The 24,020-nt window shown below is 74.8% G+C and carries 19 protein-coding genes; 16 read left to right on the forward strand and 3 right to left on the reverse strand.

All coding sequences use genetic code 11. The features are described 5' to 3' along the window. Positions 1-221: 221 nt before the first annotated feature. Genes BM339_RS03785 through BM339_RS03795 form a run of 3 tightly spaced genes read right to left on the reverse strand, consistent with a single transcriptional unit; the run spans position 222 to position 5,000 of the window. Positions 222-2,690 carry a transglutaminase TgpA family protein gene (locus BM339_RS03785; protein WP_075019889.1) on the reverse strand — a complete coding sequence of 823 codons (2,469 nt, stop codon included), beginning with the start codon at positions 2,688-2,690 and terminating at the stop codon, positions 222-224. Then, positions 2,687-3,982, reverse strand: a complete 1,296-nt coding sequence (locus BM339_RS03790; protein WP_075019890.1) for a DUF58 domain-containing protein — start codon at positions 3,980-3,982, stop codon at positions 2,687-2,689. The genes BM339_RS03785 and BM339_RS03790 overlap by 4 nt, the downstream gene beginning before the upstream one ends. Positions 3,983-3,986: 4 nt before the next feature. Then, entirely contained in the window at positions 3,987-5,000 is a 1,014-nt protein-coding gene (locus BM339_RS03795) for an AAA family ATPase (RefSeq protein WP_021599721.1), read from the reverse strand. Between the two features lie 404 nt (positions 5,001-5,404). On the opposite strand from BM339_RS03795, the gene mraZ reads away from it, so the two are divergent. The 16 genes from mraZ to BM339_RS03875 all read left to right on the forward strand — a co-directional run bounded on the left by mraZ (position 5,405) and on the right by BM339_RS03875 (position 24,013). Then, positions 5,405-5,836, forward strand: coding sequence for a division/cell wall cluster transcriptional repressor MraZ (gene mraZ / locus BM339_RS03800; protein ID WP_021599720.1), 432 nt, complete (start codon positions 5,405-5,407; stop codon positions 5,834-5,836). Between the two features lie 244 nt (positions 5,837-6,080). Next, positions 6,081-7,061 carry a 16S rRNA (cytosine(1402)-N(4))-methyltransferase RsmH gene (gene rsmH, locus BM339_RS03805; RefSeq protein WP_021599719.1) on the forward strand — a complete coding sequence of 327 codons (981 nt, stop codon included), beginning with the start codon at positions 6,081-6,083 and terminating at the stop codon, positions 7,059-7,061. Next, on the forward strand, positions 7,058-7,813 hold the full coding sequence (gene ftsL / locus BM339_RS03810) for a cell division protein FtsL (protein WP_075019891.1): 756 nt from the start codon (positions 7,058-7,060) through the stop codon (positions 7,811-7,813). Before rsmH ends, ftsL begins: the two co-directional genes overlap by 4 nt. A 517-nt stretch (positions 7,814-8,330) precedes the next feature. Continuing rightward, positions 8,331-10,073: a peptidoglycan D,D-transpeptidase FtsI family protein gene (locus BM339_RS03815; RefSeq protein WP_459544823.1), complete on the forward strand. Its 1,743-nt coding sequence runs from the start codon at positions 8,331-8,333 to the stop codon at positions 10,071-10,073. A gap of 81 nt (positions 10,074-10,154) precedes the next feature. Further along, positions 10,155-11,699: a UDP-N-acetylmuramoyl-L-alanyl-D-glutamate--2,6-diaminopimelate ligase gene (locus BM339_RS03820; protein WP_024935570.1), complete on the forward strand. Its 1,545-nt coding sequence runs from the start codon at positions 10,155-10,157 to the stop codon at positions 11,697-11,699. Then, positions 11,696-13,078, forward strand: coding sequence for a UDP-N-acetylmuramoyl-tripeptide--D-alanyl-D-alanine ligase (locus tag BM339_RS03825; RefSeq protein WP_075019892.1), 1,383 nt, complete (start codon positions 11,696-11,698; stop codon positions 13,076-13,078). The genes BM339_RS03820 and BM339_RS03825 overlap by 4 nt, the downstream gene beginning before the upstream one ends. Continuing rightward, positions 13,075-14,133 carry a phospho-N-acetylmuramoyl-pentapeptide-transferase gene (mraY, locus tag BM339_RS03830; RefSeq protein ID WP_021600466.1) on the forward strand — a complete coding sequence of 353 codons (1,059 nt, stop codon included), beginning with the start codon at positions 13,075-13,077 and terminating at the stop codon, positions 14,131-14,133. Before BM339_RS03825 ends, mraY begins: the two co-directional genes overlap by 4 nt. After that, positions 14,115-15,566, forward strand: coding sequence for a UDP-N-acetylmuramoyl-L-alanine--D-glutamate ligase (murD, locus tag BM339_RS03835; RefSeq protein WP_075019893.1), 1,452 nt, complete (start codon positions 14,115-14,117; stop codon positions 15,564-15,566). The genes mraY and murD overlap by 19 nt, the downstream gene beginning before the upstream one ends. Position 15,567: 1 nt before the next feature. After that, positions 15,568-16,821: a putative lipid II flippase FtsW gene (gene ftsW / locus BM339_RS03840; RefSeq protein ID WP_075019894.1), complete on the forward strand. Its 1,254-nt coding sequence runs from the start codon at positions 15,568-15,570 to the stop codon at positions 16,819-16,821. A gap of 37 nt (positions 16,822-16,858) precedes the next feature. Further along, positions 16,859-17,953 carry an undecaprenyldiphospho-muramoylpentapeptide beta-N-acetylglucosaminyltransferase gene (murG, locus tag BM339_RS03845; RefSeq protein WP_021599423.1) on the forward strand — a complete coding sequence of 365 codons (1,095 nt, stop codon included), beginning with the start codon at positions 16,859-16,861 and terminating at the stop codon, positions 17,951-17,953. Then, the gene (gene murC, locus BM339_RS03850; protein WP_075019895.1) at positions 17,950-19,371 is read left to right on the forward strand and encodes a UDP-N-acetylmuramate--L-alanine ligase; all 1,422 of its coding nucleotides are present in this window, start codon (positions 17,950-17,952) and stop codon (positions 19,369-19,371) included. Before murG ends, murC begins: the two co-directional genes overlap by 4 nt. Before the next feature lie 61 nt (positions 19,372-19,432). Then, positions 19,433-20,182, forward strand: a complete 750-nt coding sequence (locus tag BM339_RS03855; RefSeq protein WP_075019896.1) for a cell division protein FtsQ/DivIB — start codon at positions 19,433-19,435, stop codon at positions 20,180-20,182. Between the two features lie 260 nt (positions 20,183-20,442). Continuing rightward, positions 20,443-21,921, forward strand: a complete 1,479-nt coding sequence (gene ftsZ, locus BM339_RS03860; RefSeq protein WP_024935566.1) for a cell division protein FtsZ — start codon at positions 20,443-20,445, stop codon at positions 21,919-21,921. Then, positions 21,918-22,646, forward strand: coding sequence for a peptidoglycan editing factor PgeF (gene pgeF, locus BM339_RS03865; protein WP_024935565.1), 729 nt, complete (start codon positions 21,918-21,920; stop codon positions 22,644-22,646). Before ftsZ ends, pgeF begins: the two co-directional genes overlap by 4 nt. Then, on the forward strand, positions 22,643-23,371 hold the full coding sequence (locus BM339_RS03870) for a YggS family pyridoxal phosphate-dependent enzyme (protein WP_021598407.1): 729 nt from the start codon (positions 22,643-22,645) through the stop codon (positions 23,369-23,371). Before pgeF ends, BM339_RS03870 begins: the two co-directional genes overlap by 4 nt. A gap of 105 nt (positions 23,372-23,476) precedes the next feature. Next, positions 23,477-24,013, forward strand: coding sequence for a cell division protein SepF (locus BM339_RS03875; protein ID WP_021598408.1), 537 nt, complete (start codon positions 23,477-23,479; stop codon positions 24,011-24,013). Positions 24,014-24,020 lie beyond the last annotated feature (7 nt).

The following is a 24,020-nucleotide window of genomic DNA, read 5'->3' on the forward strand; positions in this document are numbered from 1 at the left end:
CGGAGTGGAGGACGACGCTCAGTCCGGTTTTTCGGGGGGCTGGGGGTCGTCCCCCCAGATGGATATTGAGCGGCCGAGTGTCCTCCGGGGACGTCCCCGGACGGCGCCCGGCCGGCGGGAGTCTTCAGATCGTCCCGGCCGTTCGCGGGCCGACCGCGAGGCCGGGACGAACGCGTGTCCGGGGGCCCGTGCGTCCGGGTCCCGTGTCCGGAGTCGGCCGCCTACCGGCGGCGCAGGCGGGCCGGCAGCTCGTTCAGGCGGGCGGTGACGTCGAGGACGCGGTCCGCCGCCGTGCGGAACGCGGAGCGGGTCTGCGCCACCGTCGACGGCGGCATCAGCCGGGCGCGCCACCGGGCGCGGCGCCCCACGGACGAGGCGAACGCCTCCCGGACCGTCCGGACGTCGGCGCGCAGCCGCTCCGCCGGCTCGCTGGGACGGGTCCGCGAGTAGCGCGCCAGCTCCTCGGCCCTGGCGATGCGGGTGAGGGCGCGCGTGCCCTCCGCGTCCAGTTCGAGCAGTTCCCCGAGCCGGCGCGCGGTGGCGCGCGGGGAGTCGCTGGCCCGCCATTCCAGCCCGTGGTCGAGCGCGTCGGCGCGCAGCTCCCGCCAGGCGGCGTGCGCCGCGCCGGCCGGGTCGGCCGAGGGCGCCCGCGCCCGGCCCGGCCGGCGCGGGGAGGGATCGGCCGGCGGCGGGGCGAGCGCCGTCCAGCGGCGGCGCCGGGTGAGCATCCGCACCGTCATCGGCACGGCCATCAGCAGCAGCGCCAGCACCGCGCCCGCGAGCCAGGGCGCCGCGGCGAAGCCGCCCTCGTCGCCGTCCTGGGCGCTGGTGGACCCGCCCGGGCCCTCGTCGTTGCGGTGGCCGGGCCCGGTGGTCGGGGACGCGGTCGCGGAGTCCTCGGGGGAGGAGCTCTCCGGCGACGGCGCGGTCTCGCTCTCGGGGCCGGCCGTGCTGATGGCGGGCTCGCTGTAGCCGGGCGCGACGGCGGTGCCCTGGCCGGCGGCCCCGGCGGGCGTCGGCTCGAAGCGCACCCACCCGGAGCCCTCGAAGTACAGCTCCGGCCAGGCGTGCGCGTCGCGCGACCGGACGACCCACTCGCCGGGCCTCACCTCCGAGCCCGGGGTGTAGCCCATCGCCACCCGGGACGGGATGCCGAGGATCCGGGCCATCAGCGCCATCGCCGCGGCGAACTGCTCGCAGTAGCCGCGCTTGCTGTGCAGGAGGAAGTCGACGAGGTCGCTGCCGTGCTGCGGCGCCGGCGCCGACAGGTCGTAGGTGAACCCGCCGTTCAAGGTGAACCAGCGCTGCAGCCGCACCGCCTGCGTGAGCGCGGTGGCCGACCCGGCGGTGACCTGCGCGGCGAGCCTCCTGACCTGCTGCGGGACGTTCTTGGGCACCGCGGTGTAGTGCGAGACGATGTCGGCCGGGTAGGCGCCCGCGGCGGCCAGCTGGCCGGCGGACGGCGTCGCGCGCAGGCTCTTGACGGTGTAGGAGCGCCCGCCCGCGGAGTCGCGGAGCGAGTAGACCATGAGGGAGGGGGCGTGCACCCGCCAGTCGCCCCTGATCGAGACCTGGGACGGGGCGTACGGCACCGGCAGGAACGTCATGTTCCTCACCTCGGGCCGCACCCGCACCCGGGTCGTCACCTCGTGCACCGACGCGATGCCCAGGCCGGGCGGGGGCGGCAGGTCGCGGTCGTCGCTCACCCGGTCCCTGGAGCTGCTCTTCAGCGGGCTGTAGGTCCAGCGGTCCCCGTCGAACTGGTCGAGGGCGTAGAGGCGCAGGTAGCCGGGGCTCTCCCTGTCGTCGGTCCGGTAGGTGAGGACGACCGAGTCGTCCAGCCGGGTCAGCTCCCGCTTCAGGCTGACCAGCGGGTCGGGCGTCGTCACGGTCTGCGTGCCCTGGCCGGCGCCGCCGCCGAAGCCGAAGAAGCCGCGTGGCTGCAGTCCCGGGACGGCCGCGGGCACCAGCACCGCGACGGCGACCGCGCCGGCCGCGATCCGGCGGCCGCTCGCCGCCAGCGCCGACGTCTCGGGCAGGGCGGCGGCCTCCCCGGGGTGCGGCGCCGTTCCGGCCATCGGGACGACCCGCGGGCGGCGCCGCGTGGTCACCGTCCGGCCCCACCCGCCGACCTGCTCGCGGGCGTCGGCCATCAGCAGGGCCAGGAAGCCGCACGCGCCGAGGCCGAACGCGAGCCAGCCGACGCCGTCCTCGCGGACAGCGGCGGGCACGCTGTACATGGCGAGCAGCGGCAGCCCCGCGGGCGCGGTGCGGTGCAGCCGCACGGCCAGCAGGTCGACCAGGACGGCGACCAGGCCGATGCCGGCGGCGGTCAGCATCGAGATCCCCGGGACGAGCGGGACCGGCGCCGCGTACCGGTTGGCCGCCCGCCAGCCCTCGTCGGTGAGGGCGCCGAGGTACTGCACCGACTCCGGGGTCGGGACGAACCCCAGCCACGCCTCGTCGGAGGCGTAGACCAGGTTGAGGTACAGGATCAGGGCGACCAGCCCGAACAGGAGCCCGACCAGCGCGGGCATCCGCATCCGCCGGGCCAGCAGCCCGCCGCCGGACACCGACAGCACCGCGCCGAACCCGGCCCAGAACCATCCGGCCTGCTCGTACAGCGGGTAGAGGCCGAGCGAGCCGGCGAGCGTCGCCAGCGCGGCCATCACCGTCATCCGGATCCTCATGAACCGTCCTTGACGAAGTCCTCGCCTGCCTTGCCGGCCTGCGTCCACGCCCCGGCCAGCTCCGCCGCGGACCGGACGGTGGCCACCCGCCAGCCGCCGGCGCGCAGCAGCCCCGCGGCCGTCCCGTCGCCCGTCCCGTCACCCGGCCCGTCACCGGCTGGCGCCCCGGCGGCCGGCCCGCCCTGCACCAGGACCGCCACGTACGTCCCGGCGCCGCGGCGCACCGCGGCCACCGTGCGGGCCTCCTCGTCCGACAGCGTGCCGAACACCGCGATGACCAGCCCGTTCCCCTCCCGGCCGCCGTGCTCGCCGGTCCCGCCGCGCAGCGCGGCCAGCCCGGCCGACAGCGATCCGCTCTTGGACCGGCGGGCCACGGCCAGCGCGTCCAGCAGCAGCCCTTCGAACGCCCCCTCCGACGGCGCGGCGGGCAGCGCCTCGCCCCGGTCGGTGACGTACCGCAGGCTCATCCCGGTGCGGACGAGGTGGACGCCGATCGACGCGGTCGCCGACACGGCCTGCTCGAACGAGCCGCCCGGCCCGTCGCCCCAGTGCGCGGAGCGGCGGGTGTCGAGGAACAGCGTCCCGCTGCTCTGGAAGTGCTGCTCCTCGCGCCGCACCATCAGCTCCCCGCGCCGGGCGGTGGACCGCCAGTGCACGCGGCGCAGGTCGTCGCCGTGCCGGTAGTCGCGGGGGGCGACGTCGTCCTCGCCCGCGGCGGAGACCGCGCGGGCGATGCTGTCGCCGCCGCCCGCCCACCCGCCGGCCAGCCGGCTCGCCGGCAGCGGGACGATCGCCGGCGTCACGGTGAGCGTGTCGGACAGGCTGAACGAGCGGAGCAGCTCCACCATCCCGAACGGGTCGGCGAGCCGGACCGTCAGCGGCCCCACCCGGTACCGCCCGCGCACGTCCGAGCGGATCCGGTAGCCGAGCTCGCGGGTGCCGTGCGGCTCGATGCGCTCCAGCACGAACCGGGTGCGCCCGCCGAGAGCGTAGGGGACCCGGTCCTCCACCATCAGCAGCCCGCTCGGCAGCCGCGACACGTTCTCCAGCCGCAGGTCGACGCGGGCCTCGCGGCCGACCGGCAGCCGCGCCGGCTCCAGCCGCCGCGCGCACGCCAGGCGGTACCGGGTCCGCGACACCGCGAGCGTGCACAGCAGCGGCAGCACCAGGACGAGCACGCCGGCGCGCAGCAGGTCGCGCTCGCCGAGCACGACCGCGCAGACGATCGCCGTCGCCCCCGCCGCCACGAAGGACCGTCCGCGTGTGGTCAGGCCGGCCAGCGCCCGTCGCACCGGGTCACTTCCCGGGGGAGGGCACCGGCAGCCGCTTCACCAGGTCGGCGACCACCTGCTCGGGACGGCGCCGCTCCACCTGCGCCTCGGCGGTCGGCAGCAGCCGGTGCGCGAGGACGGGGACGGCGAGTTCCTGGACGTCGTCGGGGACGACGTAGTCGCGGTCGTCGAGCGCGGCGTACGCCCGCGCGGCCCGCACGAGGTGCAGCGTCGCCCGCGGGGAGGCGCCGAGCCGCAGCTCCGGGTGCCGCCGGGTAGCGGAGACGAGGTCGATGGCGTACTGCCGCACCGGGGGCGCGACGTGCTGGCGCCGCACGACCTCGATGAGGTCGCGGACGTCCTCGGCGTGCGCGACCGGGGTGAGCCGGTCGAGCGGGGACGTCTCGCCGTGCGTGTCGAGCATCTCCAGCTCCGCGGCCGGGTCCGGGTAGCCCATCGAGATGCGGGCGGTGAACCGGTCGCGCTGGGCCTCGGGCAGCGGGTAGGTGCCCTCCATCTCCACCGGGTTCTGCGTGGAGATCACCATGAACGGCGGCTCCAGCGTGTAGGTGGTGCCGTCGACCGTGACCTGCCGCTCCTCCATGCACTCCAGCAATGCGGACTGCGTCTTCGGCGACGCCCGGTTGATCTCGTCGCCGACCACGATGTTGGCGAAGATCGGCCCCGGCTTGAACTCGAACTCGCGCAGTTCCTGGTTGTAGGCGCTGACCCCGGTGATGTCGCTGGGGAGCAGGTCGGGCGTGAACTGGACCCGGCGCACCGAGCAGTCGATCGAGCGCGCGAGCGCCTTCGCGAGCATCGTCTTGCCGACCCCGGGCACGTCCTCGATCAGCAGGTGCCCCTCGGCCAGCAGCACCGTCAGGGCCAGCCGGACCACCGAGGGCTTCCCCTCGATCACCGACTCCACGGCGTCCCGGATCTTGTTCGCCACCTGGGCGAGCCCGTCGAGACCGCCCGGCGCGTCGTGGCCCCGCGCGCCGCGCCGGGCCGGGTGGGATGCCGGGGGGTCGGTCTCCATGAACGACTCGCCGTGCGTGCCTACTGCCACCAAACCCTCCTCAGCCGTTCCAAACGACAGTACGTCGTCGGAAGGCCCACTGCGATGTTCATGTGGAACGCGAGCCAATTGTGCTCTACGGGAAGGACGGCAAACGCCACTCCCGGCCCACCACTTCCCTCCACCCCGCCCCTCCGACCCCGTCCGGTGCGCTTCCGGCGGCCGGTCGTCGCGTCGGCGCGCCCCGCCGCGCCGCGCGGGCGGGCCCGCTGGGCCCCACTCGGCACCACCCTCCCTGACCTGCGGATTCGCGCGGCAGAACGGCGCACGGACGGTGTTTTCCTTGTTGACGGTGGGGAAGAGTGGAGTAGAGTGGGGCGCCGTGGGGGGCGGTAGCGCCCCATGCGGCGCGGGAGGTGGGGCCGGTGTTCCTCGGCACCCATTCCCCGCGCCTCGACGACAAGGGACGACTGTTCCTGCCGGCGAAGTACCGCGAGGAGCTGTCGGGGGGATTGGTGATCACGAAGGGCCAGGAACGCTGCCTGTACGTCTTCCCCATGGCGGAGTTCCAGCGGATTACCGAAGCCCTGCGTGCCGCCCCGGTCACCGAGAAGGCGGTGCGGGGCTACAGCCGGGTCTTCTTCGCCAGCGCCTCGGACGAGGTGCCCGACAAGCAGGGCCGCGTCACCATTCCTCCGCCCCTGCGCAAGTACGCGGGGCTCACCCGCGACTGCACGGTCATCGGGGCCAACACGCGTCTGGAGATCTGGGACGCCCAGGCCTGGGAGACCTACCTGGAGCAGGAGGAGCAGACGTTCTCCGACGTCTCGGAGGAGGTGTTGCCAGGGATCCTCTGAGAAACGACTCGTCGGTCCGTTGACCGGCACTGGCCCACGTTCGGCCAGGTCTCCAGCCGCTCTCCGAGCCAGCTGGCGCAGCTTCCCCGGTGCCAGACGGCGACCCCCCGCGGGCAACGCGGTGATCTTCCTCAGGGCAGCGGATGGGGACCTGGCCGGGCGAGGCCGCCGCCGGGGGTGGGGACGGTCCGGGCCGGCGATGCCACACAGTCCGCGAGCGAGGTGGCAGTACAGGGGGTGAAGCATGGACGTGGGGAACCACGCGAACGGCGCCGGTCACGTACCGGTGATGCTCGGTCGCGTTCTGGAGCTGCTCATCCCCGCCGCCGAGGCCGTCACCGGCCGCGCGCCCGTGTACCTCGACGCCACGCTCGGCATGGGCGGTCACGCCGAGGCGATGCTGCGGGCCGTCCCGGAGCTGCGCCTCATCGGCCTCGACCGCGACACCACGGCGCTGGAGCGGTCCGCGCGCCGCCTCGCCCCGTTCGGGGACCGCGCGACCCTGGAGCACGCCGTCTACGACGAGATCCCCGCGGTGCTGCGCCGGCTCGGCGTCCCCGCGGTGGACGCCGTCCTGTTCGACCTCGGCGTCTCCTCCCCGCAGCTGGACGAGTCCGGCCGCGGCTTCGCCTACTCGTACGACGCCCCGCTCGACATGCGGATGGACCGGACGCAGAGCCTCACCGCGGCGGAGGTCGTCAACGGCTACCCGCCCGCCGAGCTCGCCCGCATCCTGCGCGAGTACGGCGAGGAGCGGTTCGCCCAGCGGATCGCCGCGGCGATCGTCCGGGAGCGCGAGCGCGCCCCGCTGGAGTCCACCCGGCGGCTCGCCGACCTGGTGCGCACCTCGATCCCGGCCGCGACGCGCCGCACCGGCGGCAACCCGGCCAAGCGGACGTTCCAGGCGCTGCGCATCGAGGTGAACGGCGAGCTCGACATCTGGCGCCGGGCGCTGCCCGCCGCCCTGGACGCGCTCCCGGTCGGGGGCCGGGTCGCCGTCCTCAGCTACCACTCCCTCGAGGACCGCATCACCAAGCAGGTCCTCGCCGCCCAGGCGGCCGACACCACCCCGCCGGACCTGCCCGTCCCGCTGCCGGAGCACGAGCCGAGGTTCCGGCTCCTGACCCGCGGGGCCGAGCTGCCGTCCGACGAGGAGACCACGACCAACCCACGGGCCGGATCGGTGCGGATGCGCGCCGCGGAGCGGGTCCGGGAGGCGACATGACGACGACGAGCAGGCGCCCGCCGGCCAGGACGCCGAAGAAGCGGGCCCCGGAGCGCCCGGACGGCGCCGCCCCGGCCAAGAAGGCACCGCCCAAGAAGGCACCGCCCAAGAAGGCGCCGGAGAAGAAGGCACCGGTCAAGGACGCGCCGTCCAGGGGCGGGTCCGCCGCCGCGAAGACGGCGAAGGCCACGGGCACGGCCGCCAAGGCCGCGCCCGCGAAGAGCGCGTCCGCCAAGAGCGCGAAGCCGGCCGCGTCGCGGCGCGCCGCCCAGGCGGCGCCGCGGACGCCGTTCGTGCTGCTCATCGTCGGCCTGCTCGGCGGCGCCCTGGTCAGCCTCCTGCTGCTCAACACCGTCCTCGCCAAGGACGCGTTCACGCTCACGCGGCTGCAGCAGAGCAACAAGCAGCTCGAACAGCAGCGCCAGGCCTACGAGGAGGAGATCGCGCGCGAGGGCTCCCCGCGGCAGCTGTCGAACAAGGCCGAGGCGCTCGGCATGAAGAAGGGCGAGGACCCGACCTTCTTCTCCACCGACACCGGCCGGCCGAGCGGCGGCCGGATCCGAGCGGTCCCGCACGCGGCCGCGGCGTCGGCCGGCGCGGCGGGCGTCCTCGGCGTCCCCGGCACCGTGGTGCCCGGCGACGGCGTCCCGCCCGCCGACACCCGCACCGGGGCGGGCCAGGGTTCCGGCCAGGGTTCCGGCCAGGGCGCGGGTCACCGCACGGGCCAGGGCACCGGGAACGGGGCGCCGTGATCGGACGCGGGCCCATCGGGGAGCGGGGGACACGGTGACGAAACGGCCGGGACGCGGTGCCGCCGGGCCCCCGCCCGGCCGGAAACGCGGCTCGGACGGGCGCGGTCCCCGCGGCGCGGCCGGGCGGGACGACAAGAACGGCCCGGGCGCGGCGCGCGCGTCCGGGCGTCAGACAGGTGGAACGCCGCGCCCGCCCGCCGGCGGGCGCGCCGACGGCGCGGGACGGCCGGGCAAGAAGGGCAGCGCCGCCCGCCGTCCCGCGCGCAGCGGCATGGTGCCCGCCCCCCGCAAAGAGGCCTCCCGCAAGGAGGCCGGGCCCAAGGGGGCCGGCACCGCCGGGACGCCCGCCCGGCAGGCCGCGCGGAAGGCGCCCGCCAGGACCGCCCCCGGTAAGAAGGACGCGGCCCGGACGGCGCGCGACGGCCGGTCCGCGCGCGCGAGCGGTGGGGCGCCGCGCGGCCCGCGGCCCGGCGGGTCCGGCGGCAGGCGGCCGCCGGGGCAGGGGCCGCGGCCCCGGATGCCGTTCCACCGGCGCGACCCCCTGAAGCGGCTCAACGTCGGGCTGCTCGTCGTCGCGTTCGTGCTGTCGCTGTTCGCGGGGCGGCTCGTCCAGCTCCAGACGATCGAGTCCGGCAAGTACACCGAGCAGGCGATGAAGCAGCGGGTGCGCGACATCACGCTGCCCGCCGTCCGCGGCGACATCACCGACGCGCAGGGCAACCCGCTGGCGATGACGGTGGAGGCGCGGGCGATCTTCGCCGACCCGTCTCTGATCAAGCCGGAGAAGCGGCAGCCGATCGTCAACGCGCTGGCCCCGACCCTCGGGCTGAACCCGGCGACCCTGATGAAGCAGCTCAGCAAGACCGGCACCCGGTTCGTGTACCTGGCGCACGGCGTCCGTCCCGACCAGGCGCGGCTGGTCAGCTCGTGGAACTTCCTCGGTATCGGGACTTTGCCGGAATATCGCCGGGAGTATCCCAACGATTCGCTGGCGGCGAGCGTCATAGGGTTCGTGAACGACTCGGGGAAGGGCGCCGCGGGGCTGGAGAGCTCCCTGAACGGCATGCTCGCCGGGAAGGCGGGCTGGCAGCGGGTCGAGATCAGCCCCGAGGGCCAGCACATCCCCATGGGCGAGGACCAGAAGCGCCCCTCGGTTCCCGGGCGGAGCGTCCGGCTGACCCTTCAGCGCGACCTGCAGTTCGAGGCGCAGGAGGCGATCGAGAAGCAGGTCCGGGCCACCCGCGCGGACGGCGGCAGCGTGATCGTCATGGACCCGCGCACGGGCCGGATGCTCGCCATGGCCTCCGCGCCCGGGTTCGACCCGAACCACTACGCCGAGTCCTCGCGGTCCCGCTGGGGCAGCCCGCTCGTCCAGGACGCCTATGAGCCGGGCAGCACCGGCAAGGTCGTCACGGCCGCCGCGGTCATGGAGCACGGCGGCGTCACCCCGCAGACGCCCTACACCGTCCCGGACCGGATCAAGAAGTACGACGTGACGTTCCGCGACTCGCACCACCACGCTCCCGAGCGGCTCACGTTCGCGGGCGTGCTGGCCAAGTCCAGCAACGTCGGCACCATCATGGCCAGCGAGAGCATCACCTCGCAGCGGCTCTACCAGACGCTGCGCGACTTCGGGTTCGGCCAGAAGACCGGGCTGCCGCTGCCGGGCGAGACGCCCGGCCTGCTGGAGCCGCCGCCCGAGTGGTCCGGCACCGACCGCTACCCGATCGCGTTCGGCCAGACGGTGTCGGTCAACGCGGTGCAGATGGCGAGCGTGTACGCGACCATCGCCAACGGCGGCGTCCGCGTCGCGCCGAACCTGATCGCCGGCACCGTCGGGGAGCACGACAGGTTCACGGCGGCGCCGGAGCCCGCGCGCAGGCAGGTCATCAGCGCGCGGACCGCGCGGCAGATCAGCGACATGCTGGAGGGCGTCACGACCAAGGAGGGCACCGCTCCGAAGGCCCAGATCAAGGGCTACCGCGTCGCCGGCAAGACCGGCACCGCCGAGATCGTCAACCCGCGCTGCGGCTGCTACGACGGCGGCGGCTACACCGCGTCGTTCGCCGGGTTCGCGCCCGCGGACGATCCGCGGCTGGTCGTCCAGGTCGTCCTGCAGGACCCGAAGCGGGGCAGCCACTATGGTGGCGATGCGGCCGCTCCGGTCTTCAAGGACGTGATGAGCTTCGCCCTGCAGTCCGAGAAGATCCCGCCGACGGGGAGCCGCCCGCCGATCATCGAGATCCACGCCCGAGACTGACGGCAGCGAGTACCCTCCTCGCCTGTGAGTCCACCACCCGTGTCCCAGCAGTCCCGTTCCGCTCGCACCGAAAGAACAGCCATGCGTCCCACCACCAATCCGGCTCGCCCGCTGAGCGGGCTCGCGGCGGTCCTCGGCATCGGACGGGACGAACGGGACGGATGGGAGCGGGTCCGGGCCACCGGGATCACGCACGACTCCCGCGCGGTGCTGCCCGGCGACGTCTACGCGGCGCTGCCCGGCGCCCGCGCGCACGGCGCCCAGTTCGCCGCCCAGGCCGCCGGGGCGGGCGCGGTCGCGGTCCTCACCGACCCCGCCGGGCACGACCGGGCGGCGGCGGCGGGCCTGCCGGTCCTCGTGACGCCCGACGTCCGGGCGCGGCTCGGCGACGCGGCGTCCTGGGTGTACGGGGAGCCCGGGCGCGACATCACCCTCATCGGCGTCACCGGCACCAGCGGCAAGACCACCACGGTGTTCCTGCTGGACGCGGGCCTGCGCGCGGCGGGGATCGAGACCGGGCTGGTCGGCGGCGTGGAGATCCGGGTGGGCGGCGACCGGGTGCCGAGCGCGCTGACCACGCCGGAGGCCACCGACCTGCACGCGCTCCTGGCGATGATGCGCGAGCGCGGGGTCGGCGCCGCCGCGATGGAGGTCTCCAGCCACGCCCTCGTGCAGGGCCGGGTCGGCGGCGCCCGCTACGAGGTCGCGGTGTTCACCAACCTGTCCCAGGACCACCTGGACTACCACCCGACCATGCAGGACTACTTCCTCGCCAAGGCGCGGCTGTTCACCCCGGAGTACTCCCGCGTCGGCGTGATCAACCTGGACGACCACCACGGCCGCGAGCTGCTGGAGATCGCCACGGTCCCGGCGACGACGTTCTCGCCGTCCGGCGACCCGGCCGCCGACTGGCGGGCCGAGGACGTGCGCGTCGGCGCCGACGGCGGCGTGTTCCGCGTCGTCGGGCCCGGCGGCATCGAGGCCGACGGGGAGGTCCGGCTCGCCGGCCCGTTCAACGTCGCCAACGCGCTCGCCGCGATCGTGGCGCTGGTCGAGGCGGGCATCCCGCTGCAGGCCGCGGTCCGCGGGGTGGCGTCCCTGCCCGGCGTCCCCGGCCGGCTGGAGCGGGTCGACGAGGGCCAGGACTTCGTGACCCTGGTCGACTACTCGCACAAGCCGGGCGCGGTCGAGGCCGTGCTGAACGCGCTGCGGCCCGTCACCGAGGGCGACCTCGTCGTCGTGCTCGGCTGCGGCGGCGACCGCGACCGGGGCAAGCGGCCGCTGATGGGCGAGGCCGCCGCCCGGCTCGCCGACACCGCGTACTTCACCGACGACAACCCGAGGTCGGAGGATCCGCTCGGGATCCTCGCCGCTATGGTCGAGGGCGGGCTCAAGGTGCCGCAGCCCGAGCGCGCGCACATCGTCGTGGAGCCCGACCGCGCCGCCGCGATCGGCCTGGCCGTCGGCCGGGCCCGCCGCGGCGACGTCCTCGTCGTCGCGGGCAAGGGGCACGAGCAGGGCCAGAACGTGGCGGGCGAGGTGCATCCGTTCGACGACCGCGAGGTCGTCCGCGCGGCCCTCCGGCGCCGTACAGAGGGAACCAGAGGGGACGGGACGCAGGCGTGATCCCACTTCCGCTGTCGACGATCGCGGAGATCACGGGAGGCACCGCGCACGGGCCTCCCGACGTGGTGGTGAGCGGTCCCGCGGTCATCGACTCCCGCGCGGTGGAGCCCGGGGCGCTGTTCGCGGCGCTGAAGGGCGAGCGCGCGGACGGGCACGACTTCGCGTCCGGGGCGCTGGCGTCGGGGGCCGCGGCCGTGCTCGCGCAGCGCTCGGTGGACGGGCCGTGCGTGGTCGTCCCGGACGTCCAGGAGGCGCTCGGGCGGCTCGCCAGGGGCCTGCTGGAGCGGCTGCCGGACCTCACCGTCGTCGCCGTCACCGGCTCGGCCGGCAAGACCTCCACCAAGGACCTCATCGCGCAGGTCGTGAGCACCGCGGGCCCGACGGTCTACCCGCCCGGCTCGTTCAACAACGAGATCGGGCTGCCGCTCACCGTGCTGCGCGCCGGCGCCGAGACCCGCCACCTCGTCCTGGAGATGGGCGCGCGCGGGATCGGGCACATCGCCTACCTGACCGGCATCGCCCGCCCGGACGTCGGCGTCGTGCTGAACGTCGGCACCGCGCACGTCGGCGAGTTCGGCGGCAGGGAGAACATCGCCCGCGCCAAGGGCGAGATCGTGGAGGCGGTGCCGCCGGGCGGGACCGCCGTCCTCAACGCCGACGACCCGCTGGTCGCCGCGATGGCCGAGCGCACCGAGGGCGAGGTCGTCACCTTCGGCCGCTCCCCGGACGCCGTGATCCGCGCCGAGGCCGAGACCCTCGACGAGCGGGGCCGCGCCCGGTTCACCCTCGTCACGCCGGAGGGGGCGGCGCCGGTCGCGCTGCGCCTGCACGGGGCGCACGCCGTCCCGAACGCGCTCGCCGCGGCCGCCGCCGCGCGCGCGGCCGGGCTCGCCCCGGACGCGGTCGCCGCGGCGCTGTCGGACGCCGTGCCGGTCAGCCGGTGGCGGATGGAGGTCACCGAGCGGGCCGACGGCGTGACCGTGGTGAACGACGCCTACAACGCCAACCCCGACTCGACCCGCGCCGCGCTCGACGTGCTCGCGCACATGGCCCGCGGGCGCCGCGCGTACGCGGTACTGGGGGAGATGGCCGAACTGGGTGACTCGTCCGTGGCGGAACATGCCAAGATCGGGCAGCATGTCGCGCGCAGCGGGATCGCCGGACTCGTCGTCGTCGGCGCGAACGCGGCGGCGATGGCCGAAGGGGCCGGGCAGGTGGCGTCATGGACGGGAGAGTGCGTACAGGTGGATGACGTCGGCGCGGCGGTGACCGTGCTCAGGGAGCGGCTCGCGCCGCGGGACGTCGTGCTGGTGAAGGGCTCCCGCGTGGCCGGCCTGGAACGGGTGGCCGAGGCGATCCTCGCGGAGGACGGCCGATGACCAACATCATCCTCGCCGCGGGGATCGCGCTGATCTTCGTGATGGTCGGCACGCCGGTGTGGATCCGGATCGTGAACCGGCTGGGCTACGGCCAGATGATCCGTGACGAGGGTCCCGAGGCGCACCTGAACAAGCGCGGCACCCCCACGATGGGCGGGACGGTCTTCATCGTCGGCTCGCTGGTCGGCTACGCCGCGGCGCACCTGGTCACGGGCGAGGCGCCCACGATCTCGGGCATCCTGGTGCTGTTCCTGATGACCGGCCTCGGCCTGGTCGGGTTCGTGGACGACTACATCAAGGTGTTCAAGCAGCGCAGCCTCGGCCTGCGCAGCGGCGCCAAGATGATCGGCATCGTCCTCGTCGGCGTCGTGTTCGCCGTCGCGTCGCTGAACTTCCCCAACGGCTACGACATCACCCCCGCCGACCCCCACCTGTCCTTCCTGCGCGACTTCGGCCCCTCGATCGGCCCGTACCTGTTCGTGGTGTGGGCGCTGCTGCTCATCGCGGCCATGTCCAACGGCGTGAACCTCACCGACGGGCTGGACGGCCTCGCCGCGGGCCCGGCCGGCATGGTGCTGGCCGCCTACGTGATCATCGGCAACTGGCAGCTGCGCAACAGCTGCGCCGCCGCCCTCGCCCCCAACTGCTACAGCGTCCGCGACCCCCTCGACCTCGCGGTGGTCGCCGCGGCCGTGCTCGGCGGCGTGTTCGGGTTCCTGTGGTGGAACGCCCCGCCCGCGAAGATCTTCATGGGCGACACCGGCTCGCTCGCCCTCGGCGGCGTGCTGGTCGGCCTGGCCATCCTCACCCGCACCCAGTTCCTGCTCGCCATCCTGTGCGGGCTGATCGTGATGATCACGCTGTCGGTGATGATCCAGGTCGGCGGGTTCAAGCTGACCGGGAAACGGGTGTTCAAGATGGCCCCGCTGCAGCACCACTTCGAGCTGTCCGGCTGGGCCGAGACCACGATCGTCGTGCGCTTCTGGCTGATGTCGGCGCTGTTCACCGCGATGGGCATCGGCCTGTTCTACCTGGAATGGATGCCGAAGAAGTGAGCGACCGCCCCTGGGACGGCCTGCCCGTGTGCGTGGCGGGGCTCGGCGTGTCCGGCCGCGCCGCCGCCCGCGCCCTCGCCGCGCGCGGCGCCCGCGTCACCGTCGTGGACGCCCGCGACGGCGAGGAGCAGCGCGGGCACGCCGCCGAGCTGGAGGCCCGCGGGGTCGCGGTCCGGCTCGGCGACGGCGAGAGCCTCCCGGCGGGCACCGGGCTCGTCGTGACGTCGCCGGGCTGGCGGCCGGACGTGCCGCTGCTCGCCGCGGCCGCCGAGGCGGGCGTCGAGATCATCGGCGAGGTGGAGCTGGCGTGGCGGCTGCGTCCCGAGGGCGCCGCGCCGTGGCTGGCCGTCACCGGCACCGACGGCAAGACCACCGCCGTCCGGATGCTGGCGTGCATGCTCACCGCCGCCGGCCACCGGGCGCTCGCCGTGGGCAACGTCGGCACGCCCATCGTGGAGGCCGTGGGCGAGGACCACGACGTGCTCGCGGTGGAGCTGTCGAGCTACCAGCTGCACTGGTCGGACTCGCTCGCCCCGCGGGCGGCGGCGGTGCTGAACATCGCGCCCGACCATCTCGACTGGCACGGCTCCATGGACGCCTACGTCGCGGCCAAGGCCAAGATCTTCGCACCGGGCTGCGTGGCGGTGTACAACGCCGACGACGCCACGTCCGCCGCGCTCGCCGAGCGCGCGGGGGGCGTGCGCGGCCGGGCCGGGTTCACCCTGGAGGTGCCGCGTCCCGGCGAGCTGGGCGTCGTCGAGGAGCTGCTCGTCGACCGGGCCTTCACCGGCGACCCCGCGCGGGAGGCCGCGGAGCTGGCCGCGCTCGCCGACGTCCGCCCGTTCGCGCCGCACAACGTCGCCAACGCGCTCGCCGCCGCCGCGCTGGCCCGCGCGTTCGGGGTGCCGCCCGAGGCCGTCCGCGCGGGCCTGCGGGCGTTCGTCCCCGACCCGCACCGCATCCAGCACGTCGCCGACGTCGCCGGCGTCGCCTACGTCAACGACTCCAAGGCCACCCAGCCGCACGCCGCCGCCGCGTCCCTCGCCGCCTACGAGCCGGTCGTGTGGATCGCCGGCGGCCTCCTCAAGGGGCTGGACGTCGACGACCTGGTGCGCTCGTGCGCCGGGCGGCTGCGCGGCGTGGTGCTGATGGGACGCGACCGGCACCGGATCGCCGAGGCACTCGCGCGACACGCGCCGGATGTCCCCGTGGTGGACGTCCCCGACACCGACACTGGGGCCATGGACCGCGTCGTCACCGAAGCCTCCGGCCTCGCCCGCCCCGGGGACACCGTGCTGCTCGCCCCCGTCGGGGCGTCCTTCGACATGTTCGCCAACTACCCGGCCCGCGGGGACGCCTTCATCGCCTCCGTCGAGCGCCTGGCCGAGGGCGCCCGCCCCGGCCGCGGGGACGACTCCCGGAACCCCCGGTAACGTGACCGCCGCGGCGGAGGAGGAGGGCGCGCGGCGCCCGGGGCCGCGCGAGCAGTTGGTCGCCGCCGTCGGGCTGCTCGACCGTCCCCTCACCTCCTACTACCTGGTGCTCGGCTGCTCGGTGATGCTGCTCGCGCTCGGCCTGACGATGGTGCTGTCGGCGTCCAGCGTGAAGCAGCTCCAGGCGACGGGCTCGGCGTACACGCTGTTCCAGAAGCAGGCCATGTGGGTGGCGATCGGGCTGCCCGGCATGTGGGTGGCGTCCCGGCTGCCGGTCAAGACGTTCCGCGCGCTCGGCTACCCGCTGCTGCTGCTGTCGGTCGTCGCGCTGGCGCTGGTGCTGGTGCCCGGCCTCGGCCGCAGCGCGGGCGGCGCCACCCGCTGGGTCGACCTCGGCCCGGTGCAGATCCAGCCGTCCGAGCTGGCCAAGCTCGCCCTGGTGCTGTGGGGCGCCGACCTGCTGGCCCGCAAGGACCGGCTCGGCCAGCTCACCGAGTGGCGGCCGCTGCTGGTCCCGCTGATGCCGGGGGCGGGCGTGCTCGTCCTGCTGGTCATGCTGGGCAGCGACCTCGGCACCACGCTGGTCCTGCTCACGATCTTCCTGGCGCTGCTGTGGGTGGTCGGCGCGCCCGGACGGCTGTTCGTCGGCATCGCCGGCCTGGTGTGCCTGCTCGTGTCGATCCTCATCGTCGTCGAGCCGTACCGGATGCAGCGGCTCACCGGGTTCCTCGACCCGTCCGGCAACCAGCTCACCACCAACTACCAGGGCACGCAGGGGCTGTACGCGGTCGCCTCCGGCGGGCTGTTCGGCACGGGCCTCGGCGAGGGACGCGCCAAGTGGGACTACCTCCCGCACGCCGAGACCGACTTCATCTTCGCGATCGTGGGGGAGGAGTTCGGGCTCGTCGGCACCCTCGTCGTCCTCGCCCTCGTCGGGATGCTCGCCTACGCGGGACTGCGCATCGCCCGGCGGGTGAAGGACCCGTTCACCCGGCTCGCCGCCGCGGGCGCCACCGCGTGGCTGGTGGTGCAGGCGATCGTGAACATCGGCGCCGTCATCGGCGTCCTGCCCATCACCGGGATCCCCCTCCCGCTGGTCTCCTACGGCGGCTCGGCGCTCATCCCGACCCTGTTCGCGCTCGGGATGCTGCTCGCCTTCGCCAAGCGGGAGCCCGGCGCGCGGCAGGCACTCTCCGCACGGGGTCCCGGACCGGTCGTGAGGGCTCTAAGCTGGCTGGGTCTGGCACGGCGTTAGATCCCCCATCGAACACGCTGAGGAGTTGTCAAGGAGCATGAGGGTTGTCCTGGCCGGCGGCGGCACCGCCGGACACATCGAGCCCGCCCTGGCGCTCGCCGACGCGCTGCGCCGCAACGACCCCAACACCGGGATCGTCTGCCTCGGGACCGAGCGGGGGCTGGAGACCCGGCTCGTCCCGCAGCGGGGCTACGAGCTCGCCCTGATCCCGCCGGTGCCGCTGCCGCGCACGCTGACCCCGCAGCTGCTGTCGGTGCCCGGCCGCCTGCGCGGGGCGATCAACGCGGCCGCGTCCGTCCTCGACCAGGCGCAGGCCGACATCCTGGTCGGGTTCGGCGGCTACGTCGCCACTCCCGGCTACCTCGCCGCGCGCAAGCGCAAGGTGCCGATCATCGTGCACGAGGCCAACCCGAAGCCGGGCCTGGCCAACAAGCTCGGCGCCCGCTTCACCGAGCACGTCGCGGTGTCGCACGCCGACTCGCCGCTGCCGAACGCCACGTTCGTCGGGATCCCGCTGCGCCGCGAGATCGCGGCGCTGGACCGCCTCGCGATGGGCGACAAGGCCCGCTCCTACTTCGGCCTGCTCCCCGACCTGCCCACGCTGCTGATCTTCGGCGGCTCGCAGGGCGCCCGCTCCCTGAACCAGGCCGCGGTCGCCTCCGCGCCGTACTTCCGGCAGGCGGGCATCCAGGTGCTGCACATCGTCGGGCCGAAGAACACCGAGGAGCCCGAGCCCGCGTCCGGCGGCCCGCAGTACGTCACGATCCCGTACTGCGACCGGATGGACCTCGCCTACGCCGCCGCCGACATGGCGATGTGCCGGGCGGGCGCGATGACGTGCGCCGAGCTGGCGGCGGTCGCGCTGCCCGCGGTGTACGTCCCGCTCCCGATCGGCAACGGCGAGCAGCGGCTGAACGCCGAGCCGATCGTCGCGGCGGGCGGCGGCATGCTGGTCGACAACGCCGAGCTGTCGCCCGACTGGATCGCCCGGAACCTGCTGCCGGTGCTGGCCGACCCGGCCCGCGTCGCGCACATGTCCGAGGCCGCCGGCCGGATGGGCCGCCGCGACGCCGACGTGGCGCTCGCCCGGATGGTCCACGAGGTGGTCCGCTCCGCGGGCGCCGCCCGATGAGCCTGATCGGCCCGGGGGAGGTGGTGCCGGCCGGCGAGCTCGGCCGGGTCCACTTCATCGCGATCGGGGGCGCCGGGATGTCCGGCGTCGCCCGCATCATGCTGCGCCGCGGCATCGGCGTGTCCGGCAGCGACGCCCGCGACTCCGAGCTGCTCGGCCAGCTCGGCGACCTCGGCGCCAAGGTCTTCGTCGGGCACGACGCCGCGCACGTCGGCGACGCCGACACGGTGGTGGTGTCCACGGCGATCCGGGAGAACAACCCCGAGCTGGTCGCCGCCCGCGAGCGGGGCCTGCGCGTCCTGCACCGCTCCGAGGCGCTGGCCTCGCTGATGGCGGGCCGCCGCGCGGTGGCCGTCGCCGGCACGCACGGCAAGACCACCACGACGTCGATGCTCACGGTGGCGCTCCAGCACGTCGGCGCCGACCCGTCCTACTGCATCGGCGGGCAGCTCGTCACCACGGGCCTCGGCGCCGACGAGGGGTCCGGGGACGTGTTCGTCGCGGAGGCCGACGAGAGCGACGGCTCGTTCCTCATGTACATCCCGCACGTCGCGGTGGTCACCAACGTCGAGGCCGATCACCTCGACAACTACGGCGGCTTCGAGATGGTGCGGGAGAACTTCGCGCGGTTCGTCGACCGGGTCGAGCCGGGCGGGACGCTCGTCGCCGGCGCCGACGACCCGGTCGCGATGGAGCTGGCCGGCCGGGCGCGGGCGCGCGGGCTGACCGTGCTGACCTACGGCGAGGCCGAGGGCGCCGACCTGCGGGTGACCGGGTTCACCCCGCGCGGCCTCGGCTCCCGGTTCGAGATCGAGGGCGCAGGCGAGGTGGCGCTGGCCGTCCCCGGCCGGCACAACGCGCTGAACGCCGCCGCCGTCGTCGCGGTCGCGCGGTCCCTCGGCGTGGACGAGGCGTCCGTGCGGGAGGGCCTCGCCGGGTTCGGCGGCGCGATGCGGCGGCTGGAGCGCAAGGGCGAGGCGGGCGGCGTCGAGGTGTTCGACAGCTACGCCCACCACCCGACCGAGCTGATCGCCGACCTGGAGGCCACCCGCGGCTACCTGGGGGAGAAGGGCGCGCAGTCCGGCGTGCGGGGCCGGATCGTCGCGGTGTTCCAGCCGCACCTGTACAGCCGCACCCGGTTCTTCGCCGCCGAGTTCGGCGCGGCGCTCGGTCTCGCCGACACCGCGGTCGTCCTCGACGTCTACGGCGCCCGCGAGGATCCCGAGCCCGGCGTGACGGGCGCGCTGGTCGCGGACGCCGTCCCGGCCGGCACCGAGGCCGTCTACGTGCCCGTCCGGGACGAGGTGCCCGGCACCGCCGCGGCGCTCGCCCGCCCCGGCGACATCGTCATCACCCTCGGCGCCGGCGACGTGACGCAGCTCGGCCCGCTCGTGCTGGAGCGGCTCGCGGGCGCGTGAGTGACACGCCGCCGCCCGCGGGGTCGGCGGCGGACGGGGGGATCGCTGCCAAGCTTGGACCATGACCGAGGTGCGGGCGGACCGGCGGGAGGCGCCGGGCGAGGACGCCGCGGCGCCCGCCGCGCGCGGCCGCCCGAGCCGGTGGAAGGTCGTCTTCGTCACCCTGCTGGTGGTCGGCGCGCTCGGCGCGGTGTCCTGGGTGCTGCTCGGGTCCCGGCTGCTGGTGGTCCGGCACGTCGAGGTGACCGGCACCCAGCTGGCGCCCCGCGACCGCGTGGTCGCCGCCGCCGGGATCGATCTCGGGACGCCGATGGCGCGGCTCGCGGCGGGCACCGTCCAGGCCCGGGTGGAGCGGCTGCGCGAGGTCGAGTCGGCGAAGATCGAGCGGCACTGGCCGGGGACGGTGCGCATCGTCGTCCGGGAACGGGTGCCGGTGGCGGTCTTCGAGCGCCGCGGGCGGTTCCAGCTGCTCGACGAGCACGGCGTCACCGTCGCCGACGGCGCGACCCGTCCGTCCGGGCTTCCCGCGCTGACGGTCGCCTCGCCCGGACCGTCCGACCGGGCGACCCTCGCGGCGCTCGGCGTGCTGTCCGACCTGCCGGAACGGCTCGCCGCGAAGGTCGCCGAGGTCGAGGCGACCGGCCCGGAGGCCGTCACCCTGCACATGGACGGCGGCCAGACGGTGGTGTGGGGCGCGGCGGAGCGGGCACGGGAGAAGATCCGGTTGCTGGACGCCCTGCGGCGCACGGCGGCCGGGCGGGCCGTGCGGACCGTCGACATCAGCTCGCCCGAGGTGCTGAAGACCAAATGAACCACCGCCGAGGAACCGGGCAACCTGGGCGAACCCGTGCCGGCCGCGACACGCCGGTGGAGTTCGGGGGAGGTTAGTTGACCCTGGCGGTAAGGCCGCCCTACTGTCCGTATCAGTCCTCAGGTTGACATAAGTGTAAGCCTCAAGTTGAGGGTGAGGGTTCACCCCGCACCCCACATGCTCACAGGTCGGGAAACACCGCGACGGCACGGTCGGCAGACCGGGCAGGGCGGTCGGAGAGAGCGGAAAGGCCCCTCGTCGTGGCAGCACCGCAGAATTACCTCGCGGTCATCAAGGTCGTCGGCATCGGCGGCGGCGGCGTCAACGCCGTCAACAGGATGATCGAAGAGGGACTCAAGGGCGTCGAGTTCATCGCGATCAACACGGACGCCCAGGCGCTGCTGATGAGTGACGCCGACGTGAAACTGGACGTGGGCCGCGAGCTCACGCGCGGCCTCGGCGCCGGGGCCAACCCGGACGTGGGCCGCAAGGCCGCCGAGGACCACCGGGAGGAGATCGAGGAGGTCCTCAAGGGCGCCGACATGGTGTTCGTCACCGCCGGGGAGGGCGGCGGCACCGGCACCGGCGGCGCGCCCGTGGTCGCCAACATCGCCCGCTCGCTCGGCGCGCTCACCATCGGCGTCGTGACCCGGCCGTTCAGCTTCGAGGGCAAGCGCCGCGCCATGCAGGCCGAGGCCGGCATCGAGACGCTGCGCGACGAGGTCGACACCCTCATCGTGATCCCCAACGACCGGCTGCTGTCGATCTCCGACCGGCAGGTCAGCGTGCTGGACGCCTTCAAGGCGGCCGACCAGGTGCTGCTGTCCGGTGTCCAGGGCATCACCGACCTCATCACCACCCCCGGCCTGATCAACCTGGACTTCGCCGACGTCAAGTCCGTCATGTCGGGCGCCGGTTCGGCGCTGATGGGCATCGGCTCGGCGCGCGGCGACGACCGCTCGGTGGCCGCGGCCGAGATGGCGATCTCCAGCCCGCTGCTGGAGGCCAGCATCGACGGCGCGCACGGCGTGCTGCTGTCCATCTCCGGCGGCTCCGACCTCGGCCTCTTCGAGATCAACGAGGCCGCGCAGCTGGTCTCGAACGCGGCCGCACCGGACGCCAACATCATCTTCGGCGCGGTCATCGACGACGCGCTCGGTGACGAGGTCCGGGTCACGGTGATCGCGGCGGGTTTTGACGAGGGGCGCCCTTCCAAACCGGCTCCGGAGCCGGAGAGCAAGCGGCTGCCCCCGCCCCCGCGTCCGGTCCCGCCGCCCGCCTCGGCCGCGCCGGCCAACCCGATCCCCAGCCGGGTCGGGCGGGCCGAGCCCGCCGGGCAGCAGGCGTCCGCCCAGCAGGGCACGCAGCCGTCGGTGGCGCAGGCCGCCGCCGCGCCGGCCGCGTCCGCCCAGTCCGCGCCGGCGCAGCGGCCCGAGAACGACCGGGCGCAGGCGTCCGGCCAGGGCCAGGACGCCCGGCCGGCCGGGCGCGGCGAGCAGCAGTCCCCGCCGGAGAACGCGCCGTCCGGGCAGCCGGGCCCGCCCGGCGACCGGGAGGCGGGCCCGCCCGGCGAGTCCGGCGGCTCCCGCGCCCCCGCGCCCCGCCCGTCCTCCGAGCAGCCCTCGTCCCGCGTGCACGCGGGCGAGAACGACGGCGGCCCCGCCTCCTCCGGGCAGCGCCGCCGTCCCGTGGTGTTCGACGAGGACGACGACCTCGACGTCCCCGACTTCCTGAAGTGATCACCACCGTCGCCCTGGGCGGCGGCGTCGGCGCCGGCTTCACCGCCCGCGCCGGCGGCGTGAGCGGGCCCCCCTACGACTCCCTGAACCTCGGCGGCGCGGTCGGCGACGACCCGGCCGCCGTCTCGGCCAACCGGCGCCGCGCCGCCGCCGCGCTCGGCGCCGACCCCGAGCGCACCGTGTTCATGCGGCAGGTGCACGGCGCGGACGTCGCGCACGCCACCTCCCCCGACATTCCCGGCGAGGCCGACGCGGTCGTCACGACCGTGCCCGGCCTCGCGCTCGCCGTCCTCGTCGCCGACTGCGCGCCCGTGCTGCTGGCCGACCCCGTCGCCCGGGTCGTCGGCGCCGCGCACTCCGGCCGCCCCGGCACGGCCGCCGGCGTCGTCCCGGCCCTGGTGAAGGCGATGCGCGAGCGGGGCGCCGAGCCCGCGCGGATGACCGCCGCCATCGGGCCCGCCGCGTGCGGCCGCTGCTACGAGGTGCCCGCCGCGATGCGGGACGAGGTCGCCGCCGCCGTGCCCGCCGCGTACGCCACCACCGCCAAGGGCACCCCCGGCCTCGACATCCGCGCCGGCGTCGCCGAGCAGCTCGCGGCGGCCGGGGTGGGCCGCGTGGAGACCGACCCGCGCTGCACGATCGAGGACCCGGGGCTGTTCTCCTACCGCCGCGAGGGCCGCACCGGGCGCTTCGCCGGATATGTCTGGCTGAAGGGCGACGGGTGAGCGGCGCGGAACCCGGCTCCGGGCGCCGCCGCGCCGAGATCGCCGAGGGCATCGCCGCGGTCCGCGAGCGCATCGCCGCCGCGTGCGCCGCCGCCGGGCGCGACGAGCGCGAGATCACGCTGATCGCGGTGACCAAGACCTTCCCCGCGTCCGATGTGCGGCTGCTGGCCGGACTCGGCCTCACCGAGGTCGGCGAGAACCGCGACCAGGAGGCCCGCCCCAAGGCCGCCGAATGCGCCGACCTCCCCCTCACCTGGCACTTCGTCGGGCGGCTGCAGACCAACAAGGCCCGTGCCGTGGCGGGCTACGCCGACGTCGTGCACTCGGTCGACCGGTCCCGGCTGGTCCGGGCGCTGTCGGACGCGGCCGTCCGCGCGGGCCGCACGCTGCGCTGCCTCGTCCAGGTGTCGCTGGACGAGCCCGCGGAGGAGCAGGGGCGCGGCGGGGTCGCCCCGGCCGGCGCCCCGGGACTGGCGGACGAGATCGCCGGGGCACCCGGCCTGGAGCTCGGCGGCGTGATGGCCGTCGCGCCGCTCGGCGCCGACCCGCTGCCCGCCTTCACCCGGCTCGCCGGGACGGCGGCGGAGATCAGGCGGAACCATCCGGGCGCCCGGATCGTCAGTGCGGGTATGAGCGGCGATCTGGAGCAGGCGATCGCGTGCGGCGCGACACACCTGCGGGTCGGTACGGCGTTGCTCGGCGGCCGACGGGCAATCGTCAGGTAATGTCCCCCCAGTGGTACCTGCCCGAACGTGGGTCGCCACGACGGATCAGTCCATCGGCGGGGCCGGACGCGCCCGGTACCGCCACCACAGGACTCGGAGGGGCGTATGGCCAGCGCGATGCGCAAGATGGCGGTCTACCTCGGCCTTGTGGAGGACGACCGCTACGACGACAAGTACGGCGAGTACGACGAGTACGAGGTCTACGACGAGGAGACCGACACCGGGCAGAGCCGCCGTCGCGATGACGAATCCGGCGGTCAGCTTACCCGAGCCGACGAGGCCTCGGACCGGGATCGCGACCATCACTCCACGTCCACGATCGAGCGACGCTCCGTGGCGCTCTACGAGAGCGGTACCACCGACCTCGCTCGTATCACTACGCTGCATCCGAGGACCTACAACGAGGCGAGGACGATCGGGGAGCACTTCCGGGAGGGAACACCCGTGATCATGAACCTGACCGAGATGGTCGACAGCGACGCCAAGCGTCTCGTCGACTTCGCGGCTGGTCTCGTGTTCGGCCTCCATGGGAGCATCGAGCGTGTTACGAACAAGGTGTTCCTGCTGTCGCCCGTCAACGTGGAGGTGACGGCGGAGGACAAGGCCCGGATGGCAGAACGAGGGTTCTTCAACCAAAGCTGAGACGCAC

Source organism: Actinomadura madurae, from assembly GCF_900115095.1.
Taxonomy (GTDB): Bacteria; Actinomycetota; Actinomycetes; order Streptosporangiales; family Streptosporangiaceae; genus Spirillospora; species Spirillospora madurae.

What these genes read in the sequence shown, in the direction of transcription:
- ftsL (WP_075019891.1), top strand. Translation starts at nt 7,058, where the DNA reads ATGACGACGACGAGCAGGCGCCCGCCGGCCAGGACGCCGAAGAAGCGG.
- BM339_RS03875 (WP_021598408.1), top strand. Translation starts at nt 23,477, where the DNA reads ATGGCCAGCGCGATGCGCAAGATGGCGGTCTACCTCGGCCTTGTGGAG.
- murC (WP_075019895.1), top strand. Translation starts at nt 17,950, where the DNA reads ATGAGCCTGATCGGCCCGGGGGAGGTGGTGCCGGCCGGCGAGCTCGGC.
- murG (WP_021599423.1), top strand. Translation starts at nt 16,859, where the DNA reads ATGAGGGTTGTCCTGGCCGGCGGCGGCACCGCCGGACACATCGAGCCC.
- BM339_RS03785 (WP_075019889.1), bottom strand. Translation starts at nt 2,690, where the DNA reads ATGAGGATCCGGATGACGGTGATGGCCGCGCTGGCGACGCTCGCCGGC.
- BM339_RS03815 (WP_459544823.1), top strand. Translation starts at nt 8,331, where the DNA reads ATGCCGTTCCACCGGCGCGACCCCCTGAAGCGGCTCAACGTCGGGCTG.
- murD (WP_075019893.1), top strand. Translation starts at nt 14,115, where the DNA reads ATGGATGCCGAAGAAGTGAGCGACCGCCCCTGGGACGGCCTGCCCGTG.
- BM339_RS03820 (WP_024935570.1), top strand. Translation starts at nt 10,155, where the DNA reads ATGCGTCCCACCACCAATCCGGCTCGCCCGCTGAGCGGGCTCGCGGCG.
- BM339_RS03855 (WP_075019896.1), top strand. Translation starts at nt 19,433, where the DNA reads ATGACCGAGGTGCGGGCGGACCGGCGGGAGGCGCCGGGCGAGGACGCC.
- rsmH (WP_021599719.1), top strand. Translation starts at nt 6,081, where the DNA reads ATGGACGTGGGGAACCACGCGAACGGCGCCGGTCACGTACCGGTGATG.
- BM339_RS03795 (WP_021599721.1), bottom strand. Translation starts at nt 5,000, where the DNA reads ATGGAGACCGACCCCCCGGCATCCCACCCGGCCCGGCGCGGCGCGCGG.
- mraY (WP_021600466.1), top strand. Translation starts at nt 13,075, where the DNA reads ATGACCAACATCATCCTCGCCGCGGGGATCGCGCTGATCTTCGTGATG.